Genomic DNA, 17,732 nt, shown 5'->3' on the forward strand with positions numbered 1-17,732 from the left:
GGGAAATTATATGAACAGCGATCGGGTCTTTCCTGCTTTTCCTGTGACCGACTGGCAGATTGGTCCCGCCAGGGAAAACGCCTCACTGGTGATTAAGTTCGGTTACAGCACCTCTCCTTATGGCACCAACGCTTCAACCTTTGATTCACAGTTCTTTGCCTTAACGCCTGAAATGGCCCGCAGTCTGATCCATGATTTAGAGCTTTACGCTAAAGAGTGCGAAAGCATTCCGTCGAAAGAAATCGCTCTTTAAGCCTTGCCTCTTAAGCAGTAACGATAAAGAAGCCCGCCAGTTAAAGCCGCGGGTTTTTGCATTTCTGGCGCCAGGCTGCCGGGCGCTGAAAAAATTTATATTGCTCATAGCAAAGGCTGCTAAAAACGCTTTTCATATATCCATTTGAAATTAGCTACCCATCTTCTGGCATATACGCTTTTTCACCACCAGGCTTAACGTCTGTAATAAAAATCAACAGGAGAAAAAGTATGTCAGAACAGTATGCTGATTGTATTGAAGCCTGTTACAGGTGCGCCGCCGCCTGTGATTTTTGCGCTGCTTCGTGCCTTAAAGAAGAGCAGCTCGATATGATGCGTGAATGCGTGCGGCTGGATATACAGTGCGCAAACATCTGTCGCCTGGCGGCGCAGTTGATGACGATGAACAGTGAGTTCGCATCGTCTCTTTGCAAAGTCTGTGCAGAGGTATGCCGGAAGTGTGGCGAGGAGTGTGGTAAGCATAAAGCCAACCACTGCCAGGACTGCTCAGCGGCATGCATGAATTGTGCAAAAGCTTGCGGCGATATGGCTGCATAGCATGCGGCGACGATCTGGCTGGCGGTTCGCTGCCGGCCTTTTATAAAGCTGCCCGGGTGGCGGCTTTTTTATTCTCCCGGCTGGCAGCAAAAGAGGTTCAGCATCCACGTAGCAAAAGTGCGATCCTGCTCTGATTACCTAAGTTAAATTAAGTCTATTCTCTTGGCCGCTTTGTCAGGCCTTTAGGGTAGTTATGAACTGGATATTTTATATGGGAAGGTGGTATCAGGTTGTTCCTGCGCCGATACAAGGAGGCTATAAACTGAAGATCCCCGGCGAACGTGCGACGGTTGTCCTGCCACGCAAAACGCTTGAAAAATACGCCCGTGCATATTTCGGTCTGAATTCAGGTGATGAAAAACTGCCGCTTTAAGCTGAACGTATTTTCTGCTGTTGAATTGATTGCAATTTCACAGTAAAAAATACCTCTGTAACAAAAATGACCCGGAAGTAATTATGCCTGACGAGGTTTCGCATCGGCTTTTTCATGTCAACTTTCATGGTGAAACCATAAGTGCCGATAGTACCGCAGGTACGAAAGGGCATATTTTAATGATCCATGGCGGATCCAAAGATCGTACCTGTAATGACGAAGCCTGAAACACGTAAGCAGTTTTACTGATTATGTGAAAACGGGGACCTTCCGGCTCCCGTTTTAAGGCTATCAAATTTCTTCACTTCGATAAAAACGACAGCGCCGTTTATTCAGCGAACAAATCCGGGCCGAATACTTCATAATGGATATGCGTTTCCGGCACGCCCAGGTTCATCAACGCATCGTGTTGTAAACGCATAAACGGGACCGGGCCGCAGATATAATATTCGGCGTCAGGTAAAAGGATCTGGTCTGCTATCTGGCCAAGCTCTACGAAGCCTGCGAAATCATAATCCTCGCCCTCAATATCGCTCTCAAGCGGCTCGTTATAGAACATCACCAGCCTGAAGTTTTCATGTTCCGCCGCCGTCTGACGCAGTTTGTGCTTCATCGCCTGGACCTTGCCGTTGCGGGCGCCGTGAATAAAGACCAGAGGCCGCTGCTCAGGAGACTGCAGCACCCGCTTAAGCATACTGATCATGGGCGTCAGCCCCACGCCGCCGCTGATCAGCACGACCGGATTAGTAGCGTTAACGTTGATATAGAAGTTGCCGTAAGGCGGGGCGAGTTTGATGCTGTCGCCGACGTTGACATGATCATGCAGCAGGTTGGAAACGTACCCTGGCGGCTGGATATCGTTACCATCTTCACGCTTCACTGAGATCCGGTACGTCCGCCCGTTTGGCGCGTCGGAAAGGCTGTACTGTCGAATCTGTTGGACGCCCAAATCCGGTACCTGCACCGCCACGCTGGTATACTGCCCGGGTTCGAAGCTGGCTACCGGCAGCCCGTCCTCTGGCTCCATCACAAACGAGGTGATGACATCGCTTTCGGGATTCTTTTCACGCACGATAAAGGTGCGCCAGCCATTCCAGCCGCCGGGCGCGGCGGCGCTGACCCGATAGAGTTCATGTTCCATACCTATCAGCACGCCAGCCAGCTGTCCGTAAGCTTCTCCCCACGCATTCAGAATGTCATCGGTCGCGGCATCCCCAAGCACTTCTTTGATGGCGCCAAGCAGATGCTCACCGACGATGGGATACTGATCGGGCTGCACGCCAAGGCTGGTGTGCTTGTTGGCGATGTTCTCCAGCAGCGCATTCAGGCTGAGAGGATCGTCAATATTGGCGGCGTAGGCGTAGACCGCACGGGCCAGGGCTTCCTGCTGCTGCCCCTTCTGCTGGTGGGCCATATTAAAAACATTTTTAAGTTCAGGGTGGGCCTGCAGCATATTCTGGTAAAAGCGGGTGACGATCTCTTTGCCGTGTTCCGCAAGCACCGGTACCGTGGCTTTGATAATATTTTTGGTTTGCTCAGTCATCATACGACATTCCTCCCGAAGCCTTCTGTTAGTCACTTAAAGCTAGCAGGACATCTGCTTTGTGGCTAACCAGCAGCCTGCTCTGGCGTACAGGCCTGCTTATCTTCAGGTAACCGGCTCGATCAACTCTGGCCCCTGGTTTTTAACGTTGCCCACGGCGCGCGTAACCGGATGCCAGGTAAAGTTGTCTGACGCCACAGCGCCATCAGCAGCAACTTCCTCGGCCTCTTTTCCCCCTGTATCCTGCCTCATCCATTCGCGTGCCGCTTCCGCGGTGAGAACAAGCGGGCGCCTGTCGTGGATATCGATCAGCCCCTTATCTGCGGCCCCCGTGACAATCAGAAATCCCTCGGCGTCGTCCCCTCGCTCAAACGGCGTGCTGCCAATGGCCGCCATAAATATGGGCTGGCCATCTGAGCGATGAATAAAGTAGGGCTGCTTCTTATCGCCTTCTTTCTTCCATTCATACCAGCCGTCAGCAAACACGATAGCGCGCCCACGCTGCCAGAGCGGCTTAAACATTCTGCTGGCGGCCGCGGTTTCCACACGGGCATTTATTAACGGCGGTTTATCCCACCATCCTGGCGCATATCCCCAGAAGACCGGATCCAGATGCAACGCGTCGTCCCGCTCGCTCAGCAGCAAAACTTTGGTGCCGGGCGCCACGTTGTAACGCCCAATCGGTTCAGGGTCGTAGGGAATATCCCGGTCAGCTTCATCAGCCAGGTAAGTCAGATACTCTTCGCGAGTTTGCGCCTGGGCAAAGCGTCCGCACATGGTCACCTCCTGAGTAATACAGGAAGTATAGCTGCTGTATGTACTAATTTATGTCTATATAAATCATCATGTTAATTATTCCTCAATCCGCAATCCATAGGTTTTAAACTTCTTCAGCACGATGGCCATCACTTCATCGTCGAGCGCCGGGGCGGGATCGCCTATTGCTAAGGTCATCAGATACATCTGCTGCAGCGTTACCGCAGGGCGCTTTTTAAAGAAGAGGGGCCAGCCATTGAGCGCTACGCGTTTTATGAACGGGCGCGTAATAAGATATGAGGGATATCAGGAAGTTGAAATTTTGAGCGAACGGTATCAGGGGGAATTGCATCGCGCAGGAGGGATGTGTAATATGCCCGCCAGTGCCGACTTAGCTCAGTAGGTAGAGCAACTGACTTGTAATCAGTAGGTCACCAGTTCGATTCCGGTAGTCGGCACCATTTCAAACTCTTCCCAAATCTGCCTTAGTCAATTCAAATCCCCTGTACTACGCGTTATAGCTCGTTTCCTGTCTCCGGTTATCAACTGGCCCCAATCTAAATCAAGTGCATGTTGTGGGCTTTCTGTGTTCGGTCCAGGGAGATGCCTCAATAAATAAACACCGCCAGGTCCAAAGAGAAAGCCTGGAAGCTGTCAGATGATGTCTGGATTGTAGCTAGAAGGTGTTGCCTCTGGTTTCAGGTACTGGCGCACGCAATACCGCTTACATAGAAAAAAAGCGGCTGGCTTTTGGTGTCTATCCGGCAGTGTCTCTCATTGGCGAGGGTATTGCGTGATGAAGCCAGGAAAAGCTGTCTGGGAGATCCCGCCAGATCGCATGAAGATGAAACGTCCTCATCTTGCGCCCCTGTCAACTCAGGTACTGGAAGCGTTACAGGGCATGGTTTCCGCCACACGATGAGCACAGTCTTGCATGAGCAGGAATTCAACACGGCATGGATTGAGACTCAGTTAGCTCAGGTGGATAAAAACGCGATTCGCGGAACCTACGCCAGCGATGCCATCTGAGAGCTGCGTATCCTCAACGAGGGTAAAGCCCAGCTTGTCCGTGTAATCCTCAATTGCGCGACCGTAGTCATCGACCACCACGGCCATATACCCCATGCATCGCTTCTGCGTTCCCATTTTCTGCTCTGTCAGGTTTCAGGCATAACTGCCGTATGTTCTTTTTTATCGCAAAAGAAATTAGTTCGCCTTCTGGCTTGGCCCAGAGCATCGGCTTCCGCTTCTGTTGGCACGAAACAGGCGGAGAGTAGATTCATCCTTACCAGACTGATTGCATGTAAAGCCAGGCATCAACATTGCGAGTATCGTGGCTACACTGACAGGCAGAGAAACTGAACCGCATGGGGCCTTTTTCACCGTCGGTTATTCGTCTTTACTGCTTGATTGTCGCACTTTCATTCTTCCCACCAGAGTAACGTGCGTCGCGGCATCTTCCTGATTATACAAGTACTCCACCGCCAGCCGCCCCAGCTCGCCATAGGGAAGTTCAATACTGGTTAGCGAAGGTGTCATTTGTTCGGAAATCTTCTGGTCATCATAGCCAGCTACCAGCATGTCCCGGGGAATCTGCACGCCGTGCATCGCCAGCGCCTGGTAGCAGCCAATGGCGAGCCAGTCGCTGGCACAAAAGATGGCGTCCGGGCGTTCGTCCAGTTCCAGCAGCGCCCTGGTGGCGGTAAAAGACTCGTTAAACTGCCAGTTGGTCTGGCGCACCAGACGGTCGTCACAGGGGAGTCCGGCCTGCTGTAACGCGGCCTGATAGCCTGCCAGCCGCTGGCGCGAGGCCTCCATCCAGCTTTCGCCGGCAATATGAGCAATACGCCTGGCTCCGCGGTCAATCAGGTGCTTCGTCACCTGAAAGGCGTTGGCATAGTCATCGGGTATGAATGATGGCAGCAACGGCAGGCCGGGATCGCGCTGGTTAAGCAGGACCAGCGGAATGCGGTTGCAGTCCTGAAAATCGCTTATGTCGACCAGCGTCGTGACAGGAGACGCGAGAATAATCCCTATACAGTTGCGCTTTTCCAGCTGGCGAATAAAGTTCAGTGCCAGCTTCACATCATCACCATAGTCATAAACCGTGAGCAGTAATTCGTTACGACAGGCTGTTTCACGCGCCTGGCTGATGGCATCGATAAACGGATCGTAGCTCTGCAGGGAGCTTATCAGTAGCGCTATTTCTTCCTGATTATTCGGGGTATGCAGCGCGGGTAGACGATCATAACCGAGTTCCGTCGCGACAGAAATCACCCGCTGGCGGGTGTCCTCGCTAAGTTTGATATTGCGGGACTGGTTAAGCACCAGCGATACCGTCGCCTGCGACACCCCTGCCGTGCGCGCAATATCGTTCATCGTCACTTTGTTTTTCCGCTTCATCCGTTCTCTCCCTCTGGCGACATCGCATCATACCTTAACTGTCCGATTTAGCGCCGCCGATCACGTTTCTTTTTCACGCAGCAACGAACTTTGTGAGTGCGGTCGCTTTTCTGCACATCACGATTTGCGCATTCCCGCTTCGACTAATATTTATTAGCTAAATATTATCAACAGGAGAAACATCGATGAAAGAGCAATGGAGCAAGCCGCAGGCGCAGGCGTGGTATCAGCAACAGGGCTGGCTGTGCGGGTTTAACTATCTGCCGTCCACGGCGGTGAACTGGACCGATATCTGGCAGAAGGAGACCTTCGATCCCACCACCATCGACCGCGAGCTGGGATGGGCGGCGGACGCGGGGTATAACACCCTGCGCATTAACCTGCCGTTTATCGTCTGGGAGCACGATCGCGATGGCCTGATGGCGCGCATCGAACGCTTCCTGACGCTGGCCGCCGGCCACGGCTTCAGCACCATGCTGACGCTGATGGACGACTGCGGCTTCTCCGGGGATGAGCCCTACCTCGGGCCGCAAAAAGCGCCGGTGTCGGGCAAGCATAACAGCCAGGCGGCGGCGAGTCCGGGCCGCGACAAGGTCTGCGATCCTGACTGCTGGCCGCAGATAGAGCGCTATATCCGCGACGTTATCCGCCAATTCCGCGACGATAAGCGGGTGCTGATGTGGGATCTTTACAACGAGCCGGCCAATCGAGGTATTTTTGCCACCGGTACCGAAGAGGTACTGTACGACGAAAAACTCGAAACCTATGCGCTCGATCTGATGAAACTGGCATTCCAGTGGGCACGTGAGGAGGATCCCTCTCAGCCGCTCACGGTCGGCGCGTGGCGCCTGCCTGCCGAAGAGGAGGGCGAAACCTTTTATCAGCATCCGCTGGACCAGACCGCGCTGGAGCTGTCGGACGTGGTGAGCTACCACGCCTACACCAACACTGCCCGCATGACGGCGATTATCCAGCAGCTGCAGCAGCTGGGCCGCCCGATCTTCTGTACCGAATGGCTGGCGCGCCACGTGGGCGGCACCATCGAAGAGCAGCTCCCGCTGATGTATATGGCGAAAGTCGCACCCTATCAGTGGGGACTGGTGCGCGGCAAAACCCAGACCTGGCTGCCGTGGCCGGTGGTAATGAAAGAGTCTGCCGACTACTGCCGCCTGTGGTTCCACGATGTGTTCGAGGAGAACGGTATCCCGTTCTCACGCACTGAAATCGCGCTGATACGCAAGCTGCGCAATATCGCTCCGCAATCGCGGGCATAATAATAACGACCCGGCGGTTCGCCGCCGGGCAACCAGGTACGCACTATGGCAATGACAATGAAAATACCGTCTCGCGAGTTGTGGTCTTATTTTGGCTATGGTTTAGGTCAGTGTTTTAGCTTTGGTTTAGTGGGTTCGTTTATTAACTATTTTTACACCGACGTGCTGGGGATCTCCGCCCTGGCGGCAAGCACCATCTTTCTGATTGCCCGGGCATGGGATGCGGTTCATGACCCGCTGTTTGCCAGTATTATGGATACCATTAACAGCCGTTTCGGCAAGTTTCGCCACTTTTTACTGATCGCCCCGCTGCTGATCACCGGCGTCACCCTGCTGTCGTTCTATAAAATCGAAGCGGACATGACCACCAGAATCCTTTACGCCGGAGTGACGTATATTCTGTGGGGGACGCTGTATGCCATCTCGGATATTCCGTTCTGGTCGATGTCGTCGGTGATGACCAACGACTCCGGCCAGCGTACCCGCGCGGTGACGGCGGCGATGCTGGGGGTGAACGCCGGGATTGCCTGCGCCAGTATCTTTTTCCCGAAGCTGGCGGCCTTCTTCGCCCAGCACAGCAACGATAAAGGCTACTTTATGGCGGCCCTGGTGATGATGCTGGTCGGCCTACCGCTGATGCTCAACGGATTTATACAAATTAAGGAGCGCGTGCCGCCGAGCCCGGAAAAGGTGACGATGCGCGATACCTTCCATAACCTGCGCCAGAACAAGCCGCTGTTTGTCATCCTGCTCTCGTTCTTTTTCTGCGTGTTCCATAACGTCGCGGGTGGGATCTACATCTACTTCTTTATCTATAACATGGGTGACGCCAGCCTGCAGATGGGGATCGGCATTATGGGGATTGCAGCTGCGGTGGTGTGCCTGATTGCCCCGCTGCTGACGCGCAAAATGCAGAAGCGCAAACTGTTTATGATCCTGTGCGGGCTGGATATCGCGGTGCGCGTGGTGATGTGGTTTGTGGGCTATCACCACACGGTGCTGCTGTTTATCCTGCTCGGTCTCAGCACGCTGTTTGTGATGATGTCCAATTTACTGACCTCGTCAATGATTGCCGACACCATTGAGTATGCCGAGTACCACACCAACAGGCGCTGTGCGGCCATTACCTTCTCCGGGCAGACCTTTACCGGCAAGATGTCGGTGGCGGTGGGTGGGGGGTTAATCGGGGTGTTTCTGACTCTGATTCACTACGTGCCGCAGGCGCAAACCCAGAGTGACAGCGTGCTGTCGGGGCTGTTTTTCGGTATCTGCCTGCTGCCCGCCGTCGGCTCGCTGATCCGCCTTGGGGTGATGTCGCGCTTTACCTTTACGGAGGATAAACACGCCGAGATTTGCCGTCTGCTGGCCGAACGTCGACAGGCGAATCTTCCTGCCAGCGATGTTGAGGAAAAATTAAATCAACCGGCGACGATAACTTAATTCTGACGTATTAAATTTAATATCTGTTCGTTCAAATAATTATCATTCACAGTCGATGATAACCCGCCAGCAGCAATAGCGCGGGTTATTATTGGCATTGGTGCCGTCGCTTACAATAAATAACGCATTTCATTTAATTAAAAATACAAGGTTTACCGATGAACAAAATCTGGGTAAGTTGTTTTTTTACGTCTTTATTTATCCCTGTATCTAATGCGCAAGCGTCATTATCCCTTGAGGAACGTCTGGCACAAATGGAACAACGGCTAAAAGCAACGGAGCTGCGTGCAGCAACTGCCGAAGCGGAGATCCGTGAACTAAAAACACCGACAGTAACGCCTGCCGCCACTCATGCAACAGCAGCTACACCCAAGTTACAACTTACGGGTAATACCGATCTAAAATTCTACGGCGATGTTGAGTTCAATATGGATGGTGCCAGCCGTACGGGCAGCCTTACGTCGGTAAAAACCAGCGCCCATAAAGACTGGGCTCCGGGTGATAAAGAACGCTGGGATATTAACGGACGCATACTTCTGGGTTTTGATGGATTACATAAAGGCGCTAACGGCAATTTTTCCGGATTTAGCGTACAGCCGCTGGCCGATATGGCCGGAAAAATGAATATTGATGATGCAGTATTTTTCTTTGGCCAGGAAGATAACTGGAAAATTAAAATAGGCCGTTTCGAAGCCTATGATATGTTCCCGCTTAATCAGGATACGTTTATTGAATATTCGGGCAATACGGCAAACGATCTCTACAGCGATGGTTATGGTTATATTTACATGATGAAAGAGGGACGCGGACGTAGCAGCGACGGCGGCAACTTCCTGCTCAGTAAAAACCTGGACAACTGGTATTTCGAGGTGAACACGCTGGTAGAGGACGGCAGCTCGCTGTTTGTTAACCAGAACTATCATGGCAATTCGCTGGATAATCGCAAAAACGTGGTTTATGTGCGCCCGGTAGCAGCGTGGCAGTCCGGGGCATGGTCCATCGCTACGGCGCTGGAAAGTAACCTTGTCAATAACGCCTATGGCTATCAGAATCAAAAAGGCCGTTGGCTCGATCAGTCCAGCCGTACCGGCTACGGCATGACGCTAAGCTGGAATACGCTCAAAACCGATCCTCAGGATGGCGCGGTGGTGAATGTGAGCACAGCATACCTGGATGCGACGGACGAAAAAGACTTCAGCGCCGGTATCAACGCGTTATGGCACCGTGTAGAACTCGGCTATATATACGCCCATAACAACATCGACCAGTTTAATATGGCCGACGTCAGCGCAGAATGCGACGACGACTGTGCGGTGCTGGCACCAGGGAACTATGATATCCACACCATTCATACTTCATGGCAGTTACCGGACATTATGGATATGCCGAACTTCAATATTTATCTCGGGGCCTACGCATCATGGCTGGATTCATCGGCGACGAAAACCGGCAATCCCGATGACCGCTACGGCGCGCGGGTACGTTTTAAGTATTTCTTCTGACAAAGATATGGAGTGCGGGCCGCGTGCCTCAACGATGTAGCCGCATCGGGTACCTGCTTTGTTTACTCTGACGGTGCGGATCACTGTGTAGTTACCGGAAATCAATTCCAGATGCTCCGCGCTGTCTTTGCTGAGGTACTCCATATCGTCACCTTATTCCGGGCAACCGGTCCTGCCGGTGCATCCGGGGCCGGTCTTCCGGTAATGGGCGACTATGGCGAAATCGCTGCGGTTGGCACAAAGCGGACAAGCGAAATAAGCTTTAGGTCCGCTATGAGCGAGGAGCTGACATCTTCGTCTGTAACGGGCAACATGCTTTAACGGTCATTGCTCATTCATAGCATTTTGACTGCATCATCTAACCAGTCTGGAAGAGATTCCCTATACCAGTTGAGATATAAAGGAAATACTGGCTTTTCCCGCTCATTGAGTAGCACAATTACTTCAGTGACAATCCATGCTTTGGCAATGGCAATTTCTCTCGCTAACGCATTAAAATCATGATGGAAAGATAACTGACAATAGCGCTCAGCAGTATCAATAAAAGTTTGCTTCGTACCCAAGCCTTTTATCAGAGGGGCCAAGTCGATGGCGGGACTACCTTTTCCAAATCTTTCCCAGTCGAAAAGAACTAAATCACCGTTTTCTCTTCTTCCCCAATTGCCAGCATTGCTATCTCCAGTAATCAGGTTTTGGTACCCAAACATAACATCACTACATTTCTGAAACAGCCGTAACTGCTCTGCAGCTTTTTCTGGTAATGCCAGGAGTATGAGGGTTTTTTCGAGCGCCAGTTCTGACCATGTGTGAGTCTGGTAACGCCAGTCAGGATTCGCATGATAACAATGCAGGCGTCCCAACATACCAATGGCATCATCAGATGCGACATCGTTCTGTTCAACCTTGTGAGGAATATATTCCATTTTTAACTTACGCAAGGAGGCGTCAGCAGAAAAGAGATTTGGGGTCGCAATTCCTGCCTGATTAAGCTCCGTTGCAGCGTCTTGATAAAATCTATACTCTACTTCTCCTACAGGACATTTCTCAATAAATCTATGACCGCAGTCACTTATATTCAGCGCCACTTTCGCGGTGCCCATTTTTGATAAATCCATGGCAGACATGCACTATCTCTTCAGAATAAGTGGGTTGCTCTGGTCTTGAGTGTACTGCAATTTGATCATTTAACGGGTAATGTTAGTGAAATCATCCATATGTTGTTTGGTGGGCAATGTCCGCTCCTGACACATAGCAGCCAGAAGCGGGCATTTTTCCTGATAATGGCTATGAAAATTATATTGGGGTGCTTTGTAAAAAGTTAAGCTTTAAGGACGATACTAGAGTCGAGTCAGTCCGCACTTTTTTCAACGACTCTGTACCATAAGTAAAATAAAACTAATGCCCAATTTTCTCTCAATATAAGTTTTCAACTGCAATTCTTTATAGCAGTTGAAATTTATATCCGGATAACGCACTGATGGCTCCACCATTTTATTTCATTAGCGACTGGGTTTAGAAAAATTATCGCTAGCTTAGCTTTATCTCTTCTGCTGGCCGGGATTGCTGGCGAAGCAATACAGGCCCAGGCCATAATTCCCGTATAATCCGATCCCTGCTGTAAAGGAGTCATTAATTTTTTGCGTATAAAACATGCTGGTACCCGGAAACCAGCCGATGATATTCCCTGCAGACCCGCATCGTTATCCAGGGAATAATTAACATTGCCATAGAGTGCCTGTAATCCCCCTGTCACCATATGGTCCGGTAAGCGGGTCATCCCTGCGGGGTTGGAAAAAGAGTTGAGGCATCCTGAGCACGTTCCGCCGGAACGACACGGCGTCGTGTTGGGAAGTGCGCAGGCCATGAATGCGATCACGGAAATATTCACCCCCCTGCTGGGTGGGTTGATTCCTGGGTACGCGCTTTACGGCATCTGGATCGATATAGCCGTATCAGCAGCTATTGCCGGGGCTATTCTGGCATTTATACATCTCCTGAAGGTTGATCCGGAGGCGGTTTATACCGAAAGGTATAATCAATGCTATTGCGCAGCGTGACTTCCAGGCAGTGCATCAGGGGAAGCACAGTGCTGCACAAATTTATGTTCCAGTTATAGCTGGCCAGTACTTCATCCGGCATCAGCTTGAGCACATCGTTATAAATCTTCAGGCGTTCAGCTGAAACATAATCTCACAGGTTCACGGGGACGCCGGCGCCAATAGCCAGAGCTGGTTTGCTATGTTTAACAGGTCACTTGATATTTTATGGCTTAAGGAAATATATTTTGAATAATCAAAAAAAAATTTCCGGCCTCTCGGGCTGGAACATCTCATTAGCGGTTGCCCTGCTAATGTTCGGCATAGCAATGATTATCGGCGGCGGCTGGCTGGTTGCATTGGGTGGGAACTGGTATTACCTGCTTGCGGGTATCGGTTGTGTGATAACCGCCATATGCATTTTTATGAAACGAACCAGCGCGGTTTACTGGTTCTCGCTGGTCTTTATCGGCACCCTAATCTGGACGATATACGAATCAGGGCTTGATTATTGGGGCTGGGTTCCACGCTTTGGCCTTATGCTTCTGTTCGGTATTGTCTTCGCTTTCCAGCTTCCCTCGCTTTCGCCAGGCATCAGCCGCAAATTATCTCTTTCACTGGCAAGTCTCTTTATTCTGGCTTTCATTGTGGCAGCGGCGCTGCCCTTCGCGCCGTTGAACACAACAGCTGCGACCAACGTGCCAGCGGCGGGAAACAGTTTATTCATGACGGATACCGGTAGTGGAAAGGCGTCAAATCCCGATGCTGGCGACTGGTATACTTATGGCGGATCGCTGGCTTCGCAGCGTTTTGTCAAAGCAGATCAAATCACACCTGAAAATGTTAAAGACCTCAAACTAGCATGGCAATTTCGTACCGGTGACCTGCCAAAAACACGCTGGGGTGCAGAAAATACGCCAATCAAAATTGGCGATACCCTGTATACCTGTACGCCACACAATCAGGTTTTTGCGCTGGATGCCGCCACGGGTAAAGAAAAGTGGCATTTCGATCCCAAAGTCAGTGATAAAGCCATTCCTTATACAGCAGCCTGCCGCGGCCTGACCTGGTATGATTCTCAGACCAACAGCCATGTGACGCCCGGACAGAGCGGTGCCGCCAGACAGGCTGTTTCGCTACCGGACTCACAAAATGACAGTGACTGCAAACAGCGTATTATTCTGGGTACGCTAGATGCACGTATTATTGAACTCAATGCCGGGACGGGTGAAGTTTGCCGATCCTTTGGAAATAATGGCACGGTTAACCTTACAGAAGATATGGGTGAGACTTATCAAGGGTACGTGGCTATTAACTCTGCACCGGTAGTCATCCGTGATACGTTGGTAGTGGGACATCAGACCATCGACGGACAGCGCGCCTTCGGTCCTCCGGGTGTTATCAAAGCTTACGATGTGCGTACCGGTAAGCTCAAGTGGGCATGGGATGCCTCCAACCCGGATACCAGCAAGCCAAAAAGTGGCCCTGATGCTTATAAAAGAGGTTCACCTGACGTCTGGACATCCTTTACCGGTGACGACTCATTAGGGCTGGTTTATTTGCCTGTGGCAAACGCTTCGGGCGATTATTTCAGCACTCTTCGTTCAGCGGCAGAAAATAAATATGCCGTCTCAATGACTGCGCTTAACATTGAAACCGGTCTACCGGTCTGGTCTTTCCAGACCGCACATCATGATGTATGGGATTACGATCAAGGTTCTCAGCCAACGCTGGTTGATTATCCGGGAAAAGACGGTAAAAAAATCCCGGCAATTATTGTACCGACCAAACAGGGTGAAATTTATGTGCTGGATCGACGTACCGGGGAATCATTATTTGGTGTCGAAGAGCGCCCTGTTCCTGGCGGCGGCGTTGAGCCGCAAGCGCGCGCGCCTACCCAGCCTTATTCGTTGTTCCATCACCTGAGCAAACCGGATCTCACGCCACAGGATATGTGGGGGCTGACGCCTATCGACCAGATGGTCTGTCGTATTCAGTTCCAGCAGGCTGGTTACAAAGGCCAGTACACTCCGCCGGAAGCTGACCGACATACCATTGAATATCCGGGCTATAACGGAGGGTCTGACTGGGGAAGCGTGGCGGTCGATCCGCAACGCGGCATTATTATCGCCAATTATAATGACATGCCTAATCTGAATATCCTTGTACCCCGGGCTAAAGCTAACGCTCTGGGCTGGAAACCCCGCGATGAAATAACCTCCCATCCGCACGATGAAGGGCATGCGGAAGGCGCAGGCGATCCGCAGATTGGTGTACCTTACGCTGTAGACGTAAATGCTGGCTGGCGCCTGCCATTTACCGGTATGTTATGTAAGGAACCACCATACGGTGGCATTCGGGCTATCGATATGCGCGACGGCCGCACCATTTGGGATCGTCCTTTAGGTACAGCGCGTCGTAACGGTCCGTTTGGGCTGCCAACTGGCCTGCCGATTAATATAGGCACGCCAAACAACGGTGGCTCGGTTGTAACATCTTCTGGTCTTATATTTATCGCAGCGGCCACGGATGATTTAATACGCGCGATAGATATCACCACTGGTAAGACTGTCTGGAGCACACCGCTTCCAGCAGGTGGCCAGGCCAACCCTATTGTTTATACATACAATGGACGTGAATATCTGGTGATTGTTGCTACCGGCCATCACTTTATGGAAACCCCCGCGGGTGATTACATAATGGCTTATGCCTTACCTGATAAAACTTAACAACAGACAGACCACTCCCGATCTGTCATGAGTTGTACTATTAGATCTTAAAAAAGCCTGAGGTTGTATATCAGGCTTTTTGTTATCTGAATCTCGCAAAACAGCACGGCCTCTGGCTGTGCTGTTTGAATATTATCGGAGATTATTTCAGATGGTTCCGCCGCTTGCTCAAGCGCAATTTTGACTGGCAAAAATTCTGCCAGACGCCCGGACCATTCAAAATTGTTCATCAGACAGGCATAGATGGACAACGGAACCGAGATAACGAGACCATCTTTAACTGATGATGGTGCCAGTCAGCCATTTTCCAGGCATCCCGGACAATGAAGAAGCAAGACTGAAATCGATTTATTTGTCAGGCCTTCTGGATACCAGGGATGATGAACGTTTCGAGCGTTTATCCCGGCTGGCAAAGAGAATCTTCCAGCTGCCGGCGGTACTGATAAGCTTGCTTGATCGCGACCGTCAATGGCTGCTGGCATGTGAGGGGCTCGGCATTCGCGAAACGCCGCGTACACTCCCGCCCCTTATAAACATTTATCAATCTTTGTTTCTTCCCCCTCAGACAGGCCTAATCTGGTGGCCTTTTTTCAGCGCTGAGCAGGTGCATAAGCGCTGGCAATGTTAAATGTTATGTTATAACATATCATAAATTAAGCGGGGCGCCAATGTTTCAGAATCTGGAGAGGGCTCATGCAGGCGCAACATTCCTGCCCGCAGATGTCATTCAGTCACTACCCTGGCACCAACAAGGGCAGGTTGCTCCTTGTTGTTCAAAATGGAGGGGCTTGCCACACGGGACGGCGAAGTTGTTTTTATAACGCCAGTAAAGGCGATGAAATCGTTGTGCTTAACGATCATGAATAAGCCGGTCAGTAGCAGCTAAGAATGTGAGGAGATGTAAAATAATGTCTGAAGCCAGTATGAATTTACAGGGCGATAAACGCCTTCCGGTTACGGTTCTGTCCGGATTTCTGGGCGCAGGAAAAACGACCCTGCTTAACCATATCCTGAATAACAGAGAAGGCAGACGCGTTGCGGTTATCGTCAATGATATGTCGGAGGTGAATATTGACGCAGCCCTGGTCAGGGAAGGCGGCGCGGAACTTTCACGTACTGATGAAAAGCTGGTGGAGATGAGTAACGGCTGTATCTGCTGCACGCTGCGGGAAGATCTGTTGCTGGAGGTCAATCGTCTGGCGAAAGAAGGGCGGTTTGATCAACTTGTCATCGAGTCTACCGGTATTTCTGAACCTCTTCCCGTCGCTGAAACTTTTACCTTTGCCGGTGATGACGGGCAAAGCCTTTCAGCGGTAGCGCGTCTTGATACCATGGTTACCGTCGTGGACGCCTTCAATTTTCTGCAAGATTATGGATCAGAGGATAGTATCCAGTCACGTGGGGAATCGCTGGGCGAAGAGGATGAGCGCAGCGTTGTTGACCTGTTAATTGAGCAGATTGAGTTCTGTGACGTGCTGATTCTCAATAAAGTTGACCTTATTAGCGAAGCGCAAAAAGAAAAGCTGATGGCTATTTTACGCTCGCTTAATCCGCGTGCAAAAATTGTAGTCTCACAGTTTGGTCAGGTTCCGCTGGATAAGGTGCTGAACACCGGGCTTTTCGATTTCGATAATGCCGCTCAGGCTCCGGGTTGGCTTAAAGAGCTGCGTGGCGAGCATACGCCGGAAACCGAAGAATATGGGATCACCAGTTTTGTTTTTCGTGCCCGTCGGCCCTTTCATCCGGCGCGTTTCTGGCAGGTGATGGAAAACGACATGGCTGGCGTGGTCAGATCAAAAGGCTACTTCTGGCTGGCGAGCCGTCCGGAATATGCAGGCTCCTGGTCTCAGGCCGGCGGCGTAGCGCGCCAGGGGCTGGGGGGCATGTGGTGGGCAAGCGTGCCGAAAGAGTGCTGGCCGGAGGATGATGAATCCCAGGAATTTATCATGTCAAACTGGATTGACGGCATTGGCGATGCCCGGCAGGAGCTGGTATTTATCGGCATGGATATGGATGAATCCGATCTGCGTGCGAAGCTGGATTCCGCGCTGTTAACCGATGAGGAAATGGCTGAAGGGCCCGAAAAATGGCGTGCTTACCCTGATCCGATTGAGCGCTGGTTTGAGGATTAAATGAAAGGCACCCGGCAAAAGCCGGGCGTCTTTATAGAAACGCCAGATGCTGCATCAGCTTTGTCGTAACCCCTCTTCGCTTTTTTAAACCACTGAACAATGCTGTCCAAATTTCTTCCTGAAGAGAAAATTACACGGTGGCAAAATGCAGAAATTTCCACATCCATGGCCCACAAAGGCTGCTCGCCTTGTCTGATAGTAATTTTTGCATCACCATTAATTGTTATGTTATAACATTTCAATAGCGTATGGAGCAGGATGTGATGACAAAACCTACCGTGGCTGAAAAAGAAACGATTCTGGCTATGCCGCCAGAACACTATATGAATGCGCAGCAAAAAGACTTTTTCCGCAGGCTGCTGGGACACGATATGAAAGAACTGCGCGATCATATCGCTGAGATGAAGCAACAGCTCCAGATCGGCGAGGAGAGCGGTGACGAAGGCGATATCGCTATTCGTGAAGAGCAGCTACGTCTGCTTTTCAGACAGATCGATCGCGAAAGCCGTTTGATCCCTAAATATGAAGCTGCACTGCAGCGCATTGAAAAGGGCGAGTATGGCTTTTGTCAGGATACTGGCGAGCCAATTGGCCTGCAAAGGCTCATGCTCAGACCAACCGCAGAACTGAGTATCGAAGCAAAAATCAAAGAAGAGAAAGTCGAAATGCAGTACCGGAAAAAATAATCTCAGTTTTTATATGAAAGTAGATATGTGCATTAAAAATATGGCGAA

General features: G+C 51.1%; 14 protein-coding genes, 1 tRNA gene and 5 pseudogenes. 12 read left to right on the top strand and 8 right to left on the bottom strand.

Annotation, left to right across the window (positions count from 1 at the left end; all coding sequences use genetic code 11):
* The first annotated feature begins 10 nt into the window (after positions 1-10).
* The 3 genes from WLO31_RS08240 to WLO31_RS08250 all read left to right on the top strand — a co-directional run bounded on the left by WLO31_RS08240 (position 11) and on the right by WLO31_RS08250 (position 1,183).
* Positions 11-253 (top strand): hypothetical protein, encoded by a 243-nt coding sequence (locus WLO31_RS08240; RefSeq protein ID WP_435929975.1) that lies wholly within the window; start codon positions 11-13, stop codon positions 251-253.
* Between the two features lie 401 nt (positions 254-654).
* Entirely contained in the window at positions 655-810 is a 156-nt protein-coding gene (locus tag WLO31_RS08245) for a four-helix bundle copper-binding protein (RefSeq protein ID WP_435930557.1), read from the top strand.
* Positions 811-1,021: 211 nt separating this feature from the next.
* Positions 1,022-1,183: a hypothetical protein gene (locus WLO31_RS08250; RefSeq protein ID WP_435929976.1), complete on the top strand. Its 162-nt coding sequence runs from the start codon at positions 1,022-1,024 to the stop codon at positions 1,181-1,183.
* A gap of 328 nt (positions 1,184-1,511) precedes the next feature.
* On the opposite strand, the gene hmpA is transcribed toward WLO31_RS08250, so the two are convergent.
* From hmpA to WLO31_RS08265, 3 genes and pseudogenes are all read right to left on the bottom strand, one after another.
* Complete coding sequence (gene hmpA, locus WLO31_RS08255) at positions 1,512-2,729, bottom strand: NO-inducible flavohemoprotein (protein WP_435929977.1); 1,218 nt, start codon at positions 2,727-2,729, stop codon at positions 1,512-1,514.
* Between the two features lie 102 nt (positions 2,730-2,831).
* Entirely contained in the window at positions 2,832-3,503 is a 672-nt protein-coding gene (locus WLO31_RS08260; protein ID WP_435929978.1) for an SOS response-associated peptidase, read from the bottom strand.
* Positions 3,504-3,578: 75 nt separating this feature from the next.
* Positions 3,579-3,698, bottom strand: a pseudogene (locus WLO31_RS08265) (L-fuculose-phosphate aldolase); the annotation flags it as partial.
* A gap of 169 nt (positions 3,699-3,867) precedes the next feature.
* Between WLO31_RS08265 and WLO31_RS08270 the strand changes: the two are divergent.
* Positions 3,868-3,943, top strand: a tRNA-Thr gene (locus WLO31_RS08270).
* Between the two features lie 347 nt (positions 3,944-4,290).
* Positions 4,291-4,493 (top strand): annotated as a pseudogene (locus tag WLO31_RS08275) (integrase); the annotation flags it as partial.
* 24 nt (positions 4,494-4,517) lie between these two features.
* Here WLO31_RS08275 and WLO31_RS08280 read toward each other — a convergent pair.
* Both WLO31_RS08280 and WLO31_RS08285 read right to left on the bottom strand, forming a co-directional pair.
* A pseudogene (locus WLO31_RS08280) lies at positions 4,518-4,628 on the bottom strand (VOC family protein); the annotation flags it as partial.
* Between the two features lie 243 nt (positions 4,629-4,871).
* On the bottom strand, positions 4,872-5,885 hold the full coding sequence (locus WLO31_RS08285) for a LacI family DNA-binding transcriptional regulator (RefSeq protein ID WP_435929979.1): 1,014 nt from the start codon (positions 5,883-5,885) through the stop codon (positions 4,872-4,874).
* Between the two features lie 185 nt (positions 5,886-6,070).
* Between WLO31_RS08285 and WLO31_RS08290 the strand changes: the two genes are divergently transcribed.
* From WLO31_RS08290 to WLO31_RS08300, 3 genes are all read left to right on the top strand, one after another.
* Positions 6,071-7,159: a cellulase family glycosylhydrolase gene (locus tag WLO31_RS08290; protein ID WP_435929980.1), complete on the top strand. Its 1,089-nt coding sequence runs from the start codon at positions 6,071-6,073 to the stop codon at positions 7,157-7,159.
* Positions 7,160-7,204: 45 nt separating this feature from the next.
* Positions 7,205-8,599, top strand: coding sequence for an MFS transporter (locus WLO31_RS08295; RefSeq protein WP_435929981.1), 1,395 nt, complete (start codon positions 7,205-7,207; stop codon positions 8,597-8,599).
* A 158-nt stretch (positions 8,600-8,757) separates the two neighbouring features.
* On the top strand, positions 8,758-10,101 hold the full coding sequence (locus WLO31_RS08300) for a carbohydrate porin (RefSeq protein ID WP_435929982.1): 1,344 nt from the start codon (positions 8,758-8,760) through the stop codon (positions 10,099-10,101).
* A 335-nt stretch (positions 10,102-10,436) separates the two neighbouring features.
* On the opposite strand, the gene WLO31_RS08305 is transcribed toward WLO31_RS08300, so the two are convergent.
* Together WLO31_RS08305 and WLO31_RS08310 are read right to left on the bottom strand one after the other, a co-directional pair.
* Positions 10,437-11,225 carry a phosphotransferase family protein gene (locus WLO31_RS08305; RefSeq protein WP_435929983.1) on the bottom strand — a complete coding sequence of 263 codons (789 nt, stop codon included), beginning with the start codon at positions 11,223-11,225 and terminating at the stop codon, positions 10,437-10,439.
* A 453-nt stretch (positions 11,226-11,678) separates the two neighbouring features.
* A pseudogene (locus WLO31_RS08310) lies at positions 11,679-11,925 on the bottom strand (outer membrane protein transport protein); the annotation flags it as partial.
* 460 nt (positions 11,926-12,385) lie between these two features.
* Between WLO31_RS08310 and WLO31_RS08315 the strand changes: the two are divergent.
* Positions 12,386-14,866 (top strand): membrane-bound PQQ-dependent dehydrogenase, glucose/quinate/shikimate family, encoded by a 2,481-nt coding sequence (locus WLO31_RS08315; protein ID WP_435929984.1) that lies wholly within the window; start codon positions 12,386-12,388, stop codon positions 14,864-14,866.
* A gap of 47 nt (positions 14,867-14,913) precedes the next feature.
* Here WLO31_RS08315 and WLO31_RS08320 read toward each other — a convergent pair whose 3' ends face one another.
* The gene (locus WLO31_RS08320) at positions 14,914-15,096 is read right to left on the bottom strand and encodes a hypothetical protein (protein WP_435929985.1); all 183 of its coding nucleotides are present in this window, start codon (positions 15,094-15,096) and stop codon (positions 14,914-14,916) included.
* Positions 15,097-15,152: 56 nt separating this feature from the next.
* On the opposite strand from WLO31_RS08320, the pseudogene WLO31_RS08325 reads away from it, so the two are divergent.
* The 3 genes and pseudogenes from WLO31_RS08325 to dksA form a co-directional block, all read left to right on the top strand.
* Positions 15,153-15,386: pseudogene (locus WLO31_RS08325) on the top strand (GGDEF domain-containing protein); the annotation flags it as partial.
* Positions 15,387-15,774: 388 nt separating this feature from the next.
* Positions 15,775-16,998: a zinc metallochaperone GTPase ZigA gene (gene zigA / locus WLO31_RS08330; protein ID WP_435929986.1), complete on the top strand. Its 1,224-nt coding sequence runs from the start codon at positions 15,775-15,777 to the stop codon at positions 16,996-16,998.
* A 263-nt stretch (positions 16,999-17,261) separates the two neighbouring features.
* Positions 17,262-17,684, top strand: a complete 423-nt coding sequence (gene dksA / locus WLO31_RS08335; RefSeq protein WP_435929987.1) for an RNA polymerase-binding protein DksA — start codon at positions 17,262-17,264, stop codon at positions 17,682-17,684.
* Positions 17,685-17,732 lie beyond the last annotated feature (48 nt).

It is taken from the genome of Dryocola sharpae, from assembly GCF_051307055.1.
In the GTDB taxonomy this organism is placed as follows: Bacteria; Pseudomonadota; Gammaproteobacteria; order Enterobacterales; family Enterobacteriaceae; genus Dryocola.

Coding starts and splice junctions, on each gene's coding strand:
- WLO31_RS08240 (WP_435929975.1), top strand. CDS start 11: ATGAACAGCGATCGGGTCTTTCCTGCTTTTCCTGTGACCGACTGGCAG.
- WLO31_RS08245 (WP_435930557.1), top strand. CDS start 655: ATGAACAGTGAGTTCGCATCGTCTCTTTGCAAAGTCTGTGCAGAGGTA.
- WLO31_RS08250 (WP_435929976.1), top strand. CDS start 1,022: ATGGGAAGGTGGTATCAGGTTGTTCCTGCGCCGATACAAGGAGGCTAT.
- hmpA (WP_435929977.1), bottom strand. CDS start 2,729: ATGATGACTGAGCAAACCAAAAATATTATCAAAGCCACGGTACCGGTG.
- WLO31_RS08260 (WP_435929978.1), bottom strand. CDS start 3,503: ATGTGCGGACGCTTTGCCCAGGCGCAAACTCGCGAAGAGTATCTGACT.
- WLO31_RS08285 (WP_435929979.1), bottom strand. CDS start 5,885: ATGAAGCGGAAAAACAAAGTGACGATGAACGATATTGCGCGCACGGCA.
- WLO31_RS08290 (WP_435929980.1), top strand. CDS start 6,071: ATGAAAGAGCAATGGAGCAAGCCGCAGGCGCAGGCGTGGTATCAGCAA.
- WLO31_RS08295 (WP_435929981.1), top strand. CDS start 7,205: ATGGCAATGACAATGAAAATACCGTCTCGCGAGTTGTGGTCTTATTTT.
- WLO31_RS08300 (WP_435929982.1), top strand. CDS start 8,758: ATGAACAAAATCTGGGTAAGTTGTTTTTTTACGTCTTTATTTATCCCT.
- WLO31_RS08305 (WP_435929983.1), bottom strand. CDS start 11,225: ATGTCTGCCATGGATTTATCAAAAATGGGCACCGCGAAAGTGGCGCTG.
- WLO31_RS08320 (WP_435929985.1), bottom strand. CDS start 15,096: ATGAACAATTTTGAATGGTCCGGGCGTCTGGCAGAATTTTTGCCAGTC.
- zigA (WP_435929986.1), top strand. CDS start 15,775: ATGTCTGAAGCCAGTATGAATTTACAGGGCGATAAACGCCTTCCGGTT.
- dksA (WP_435929987.1), top strand. CDS start 17,262: ATGACAAAACCTACCGTGGCTGAAAAAGAAACGATTCTGGCTATGCCG.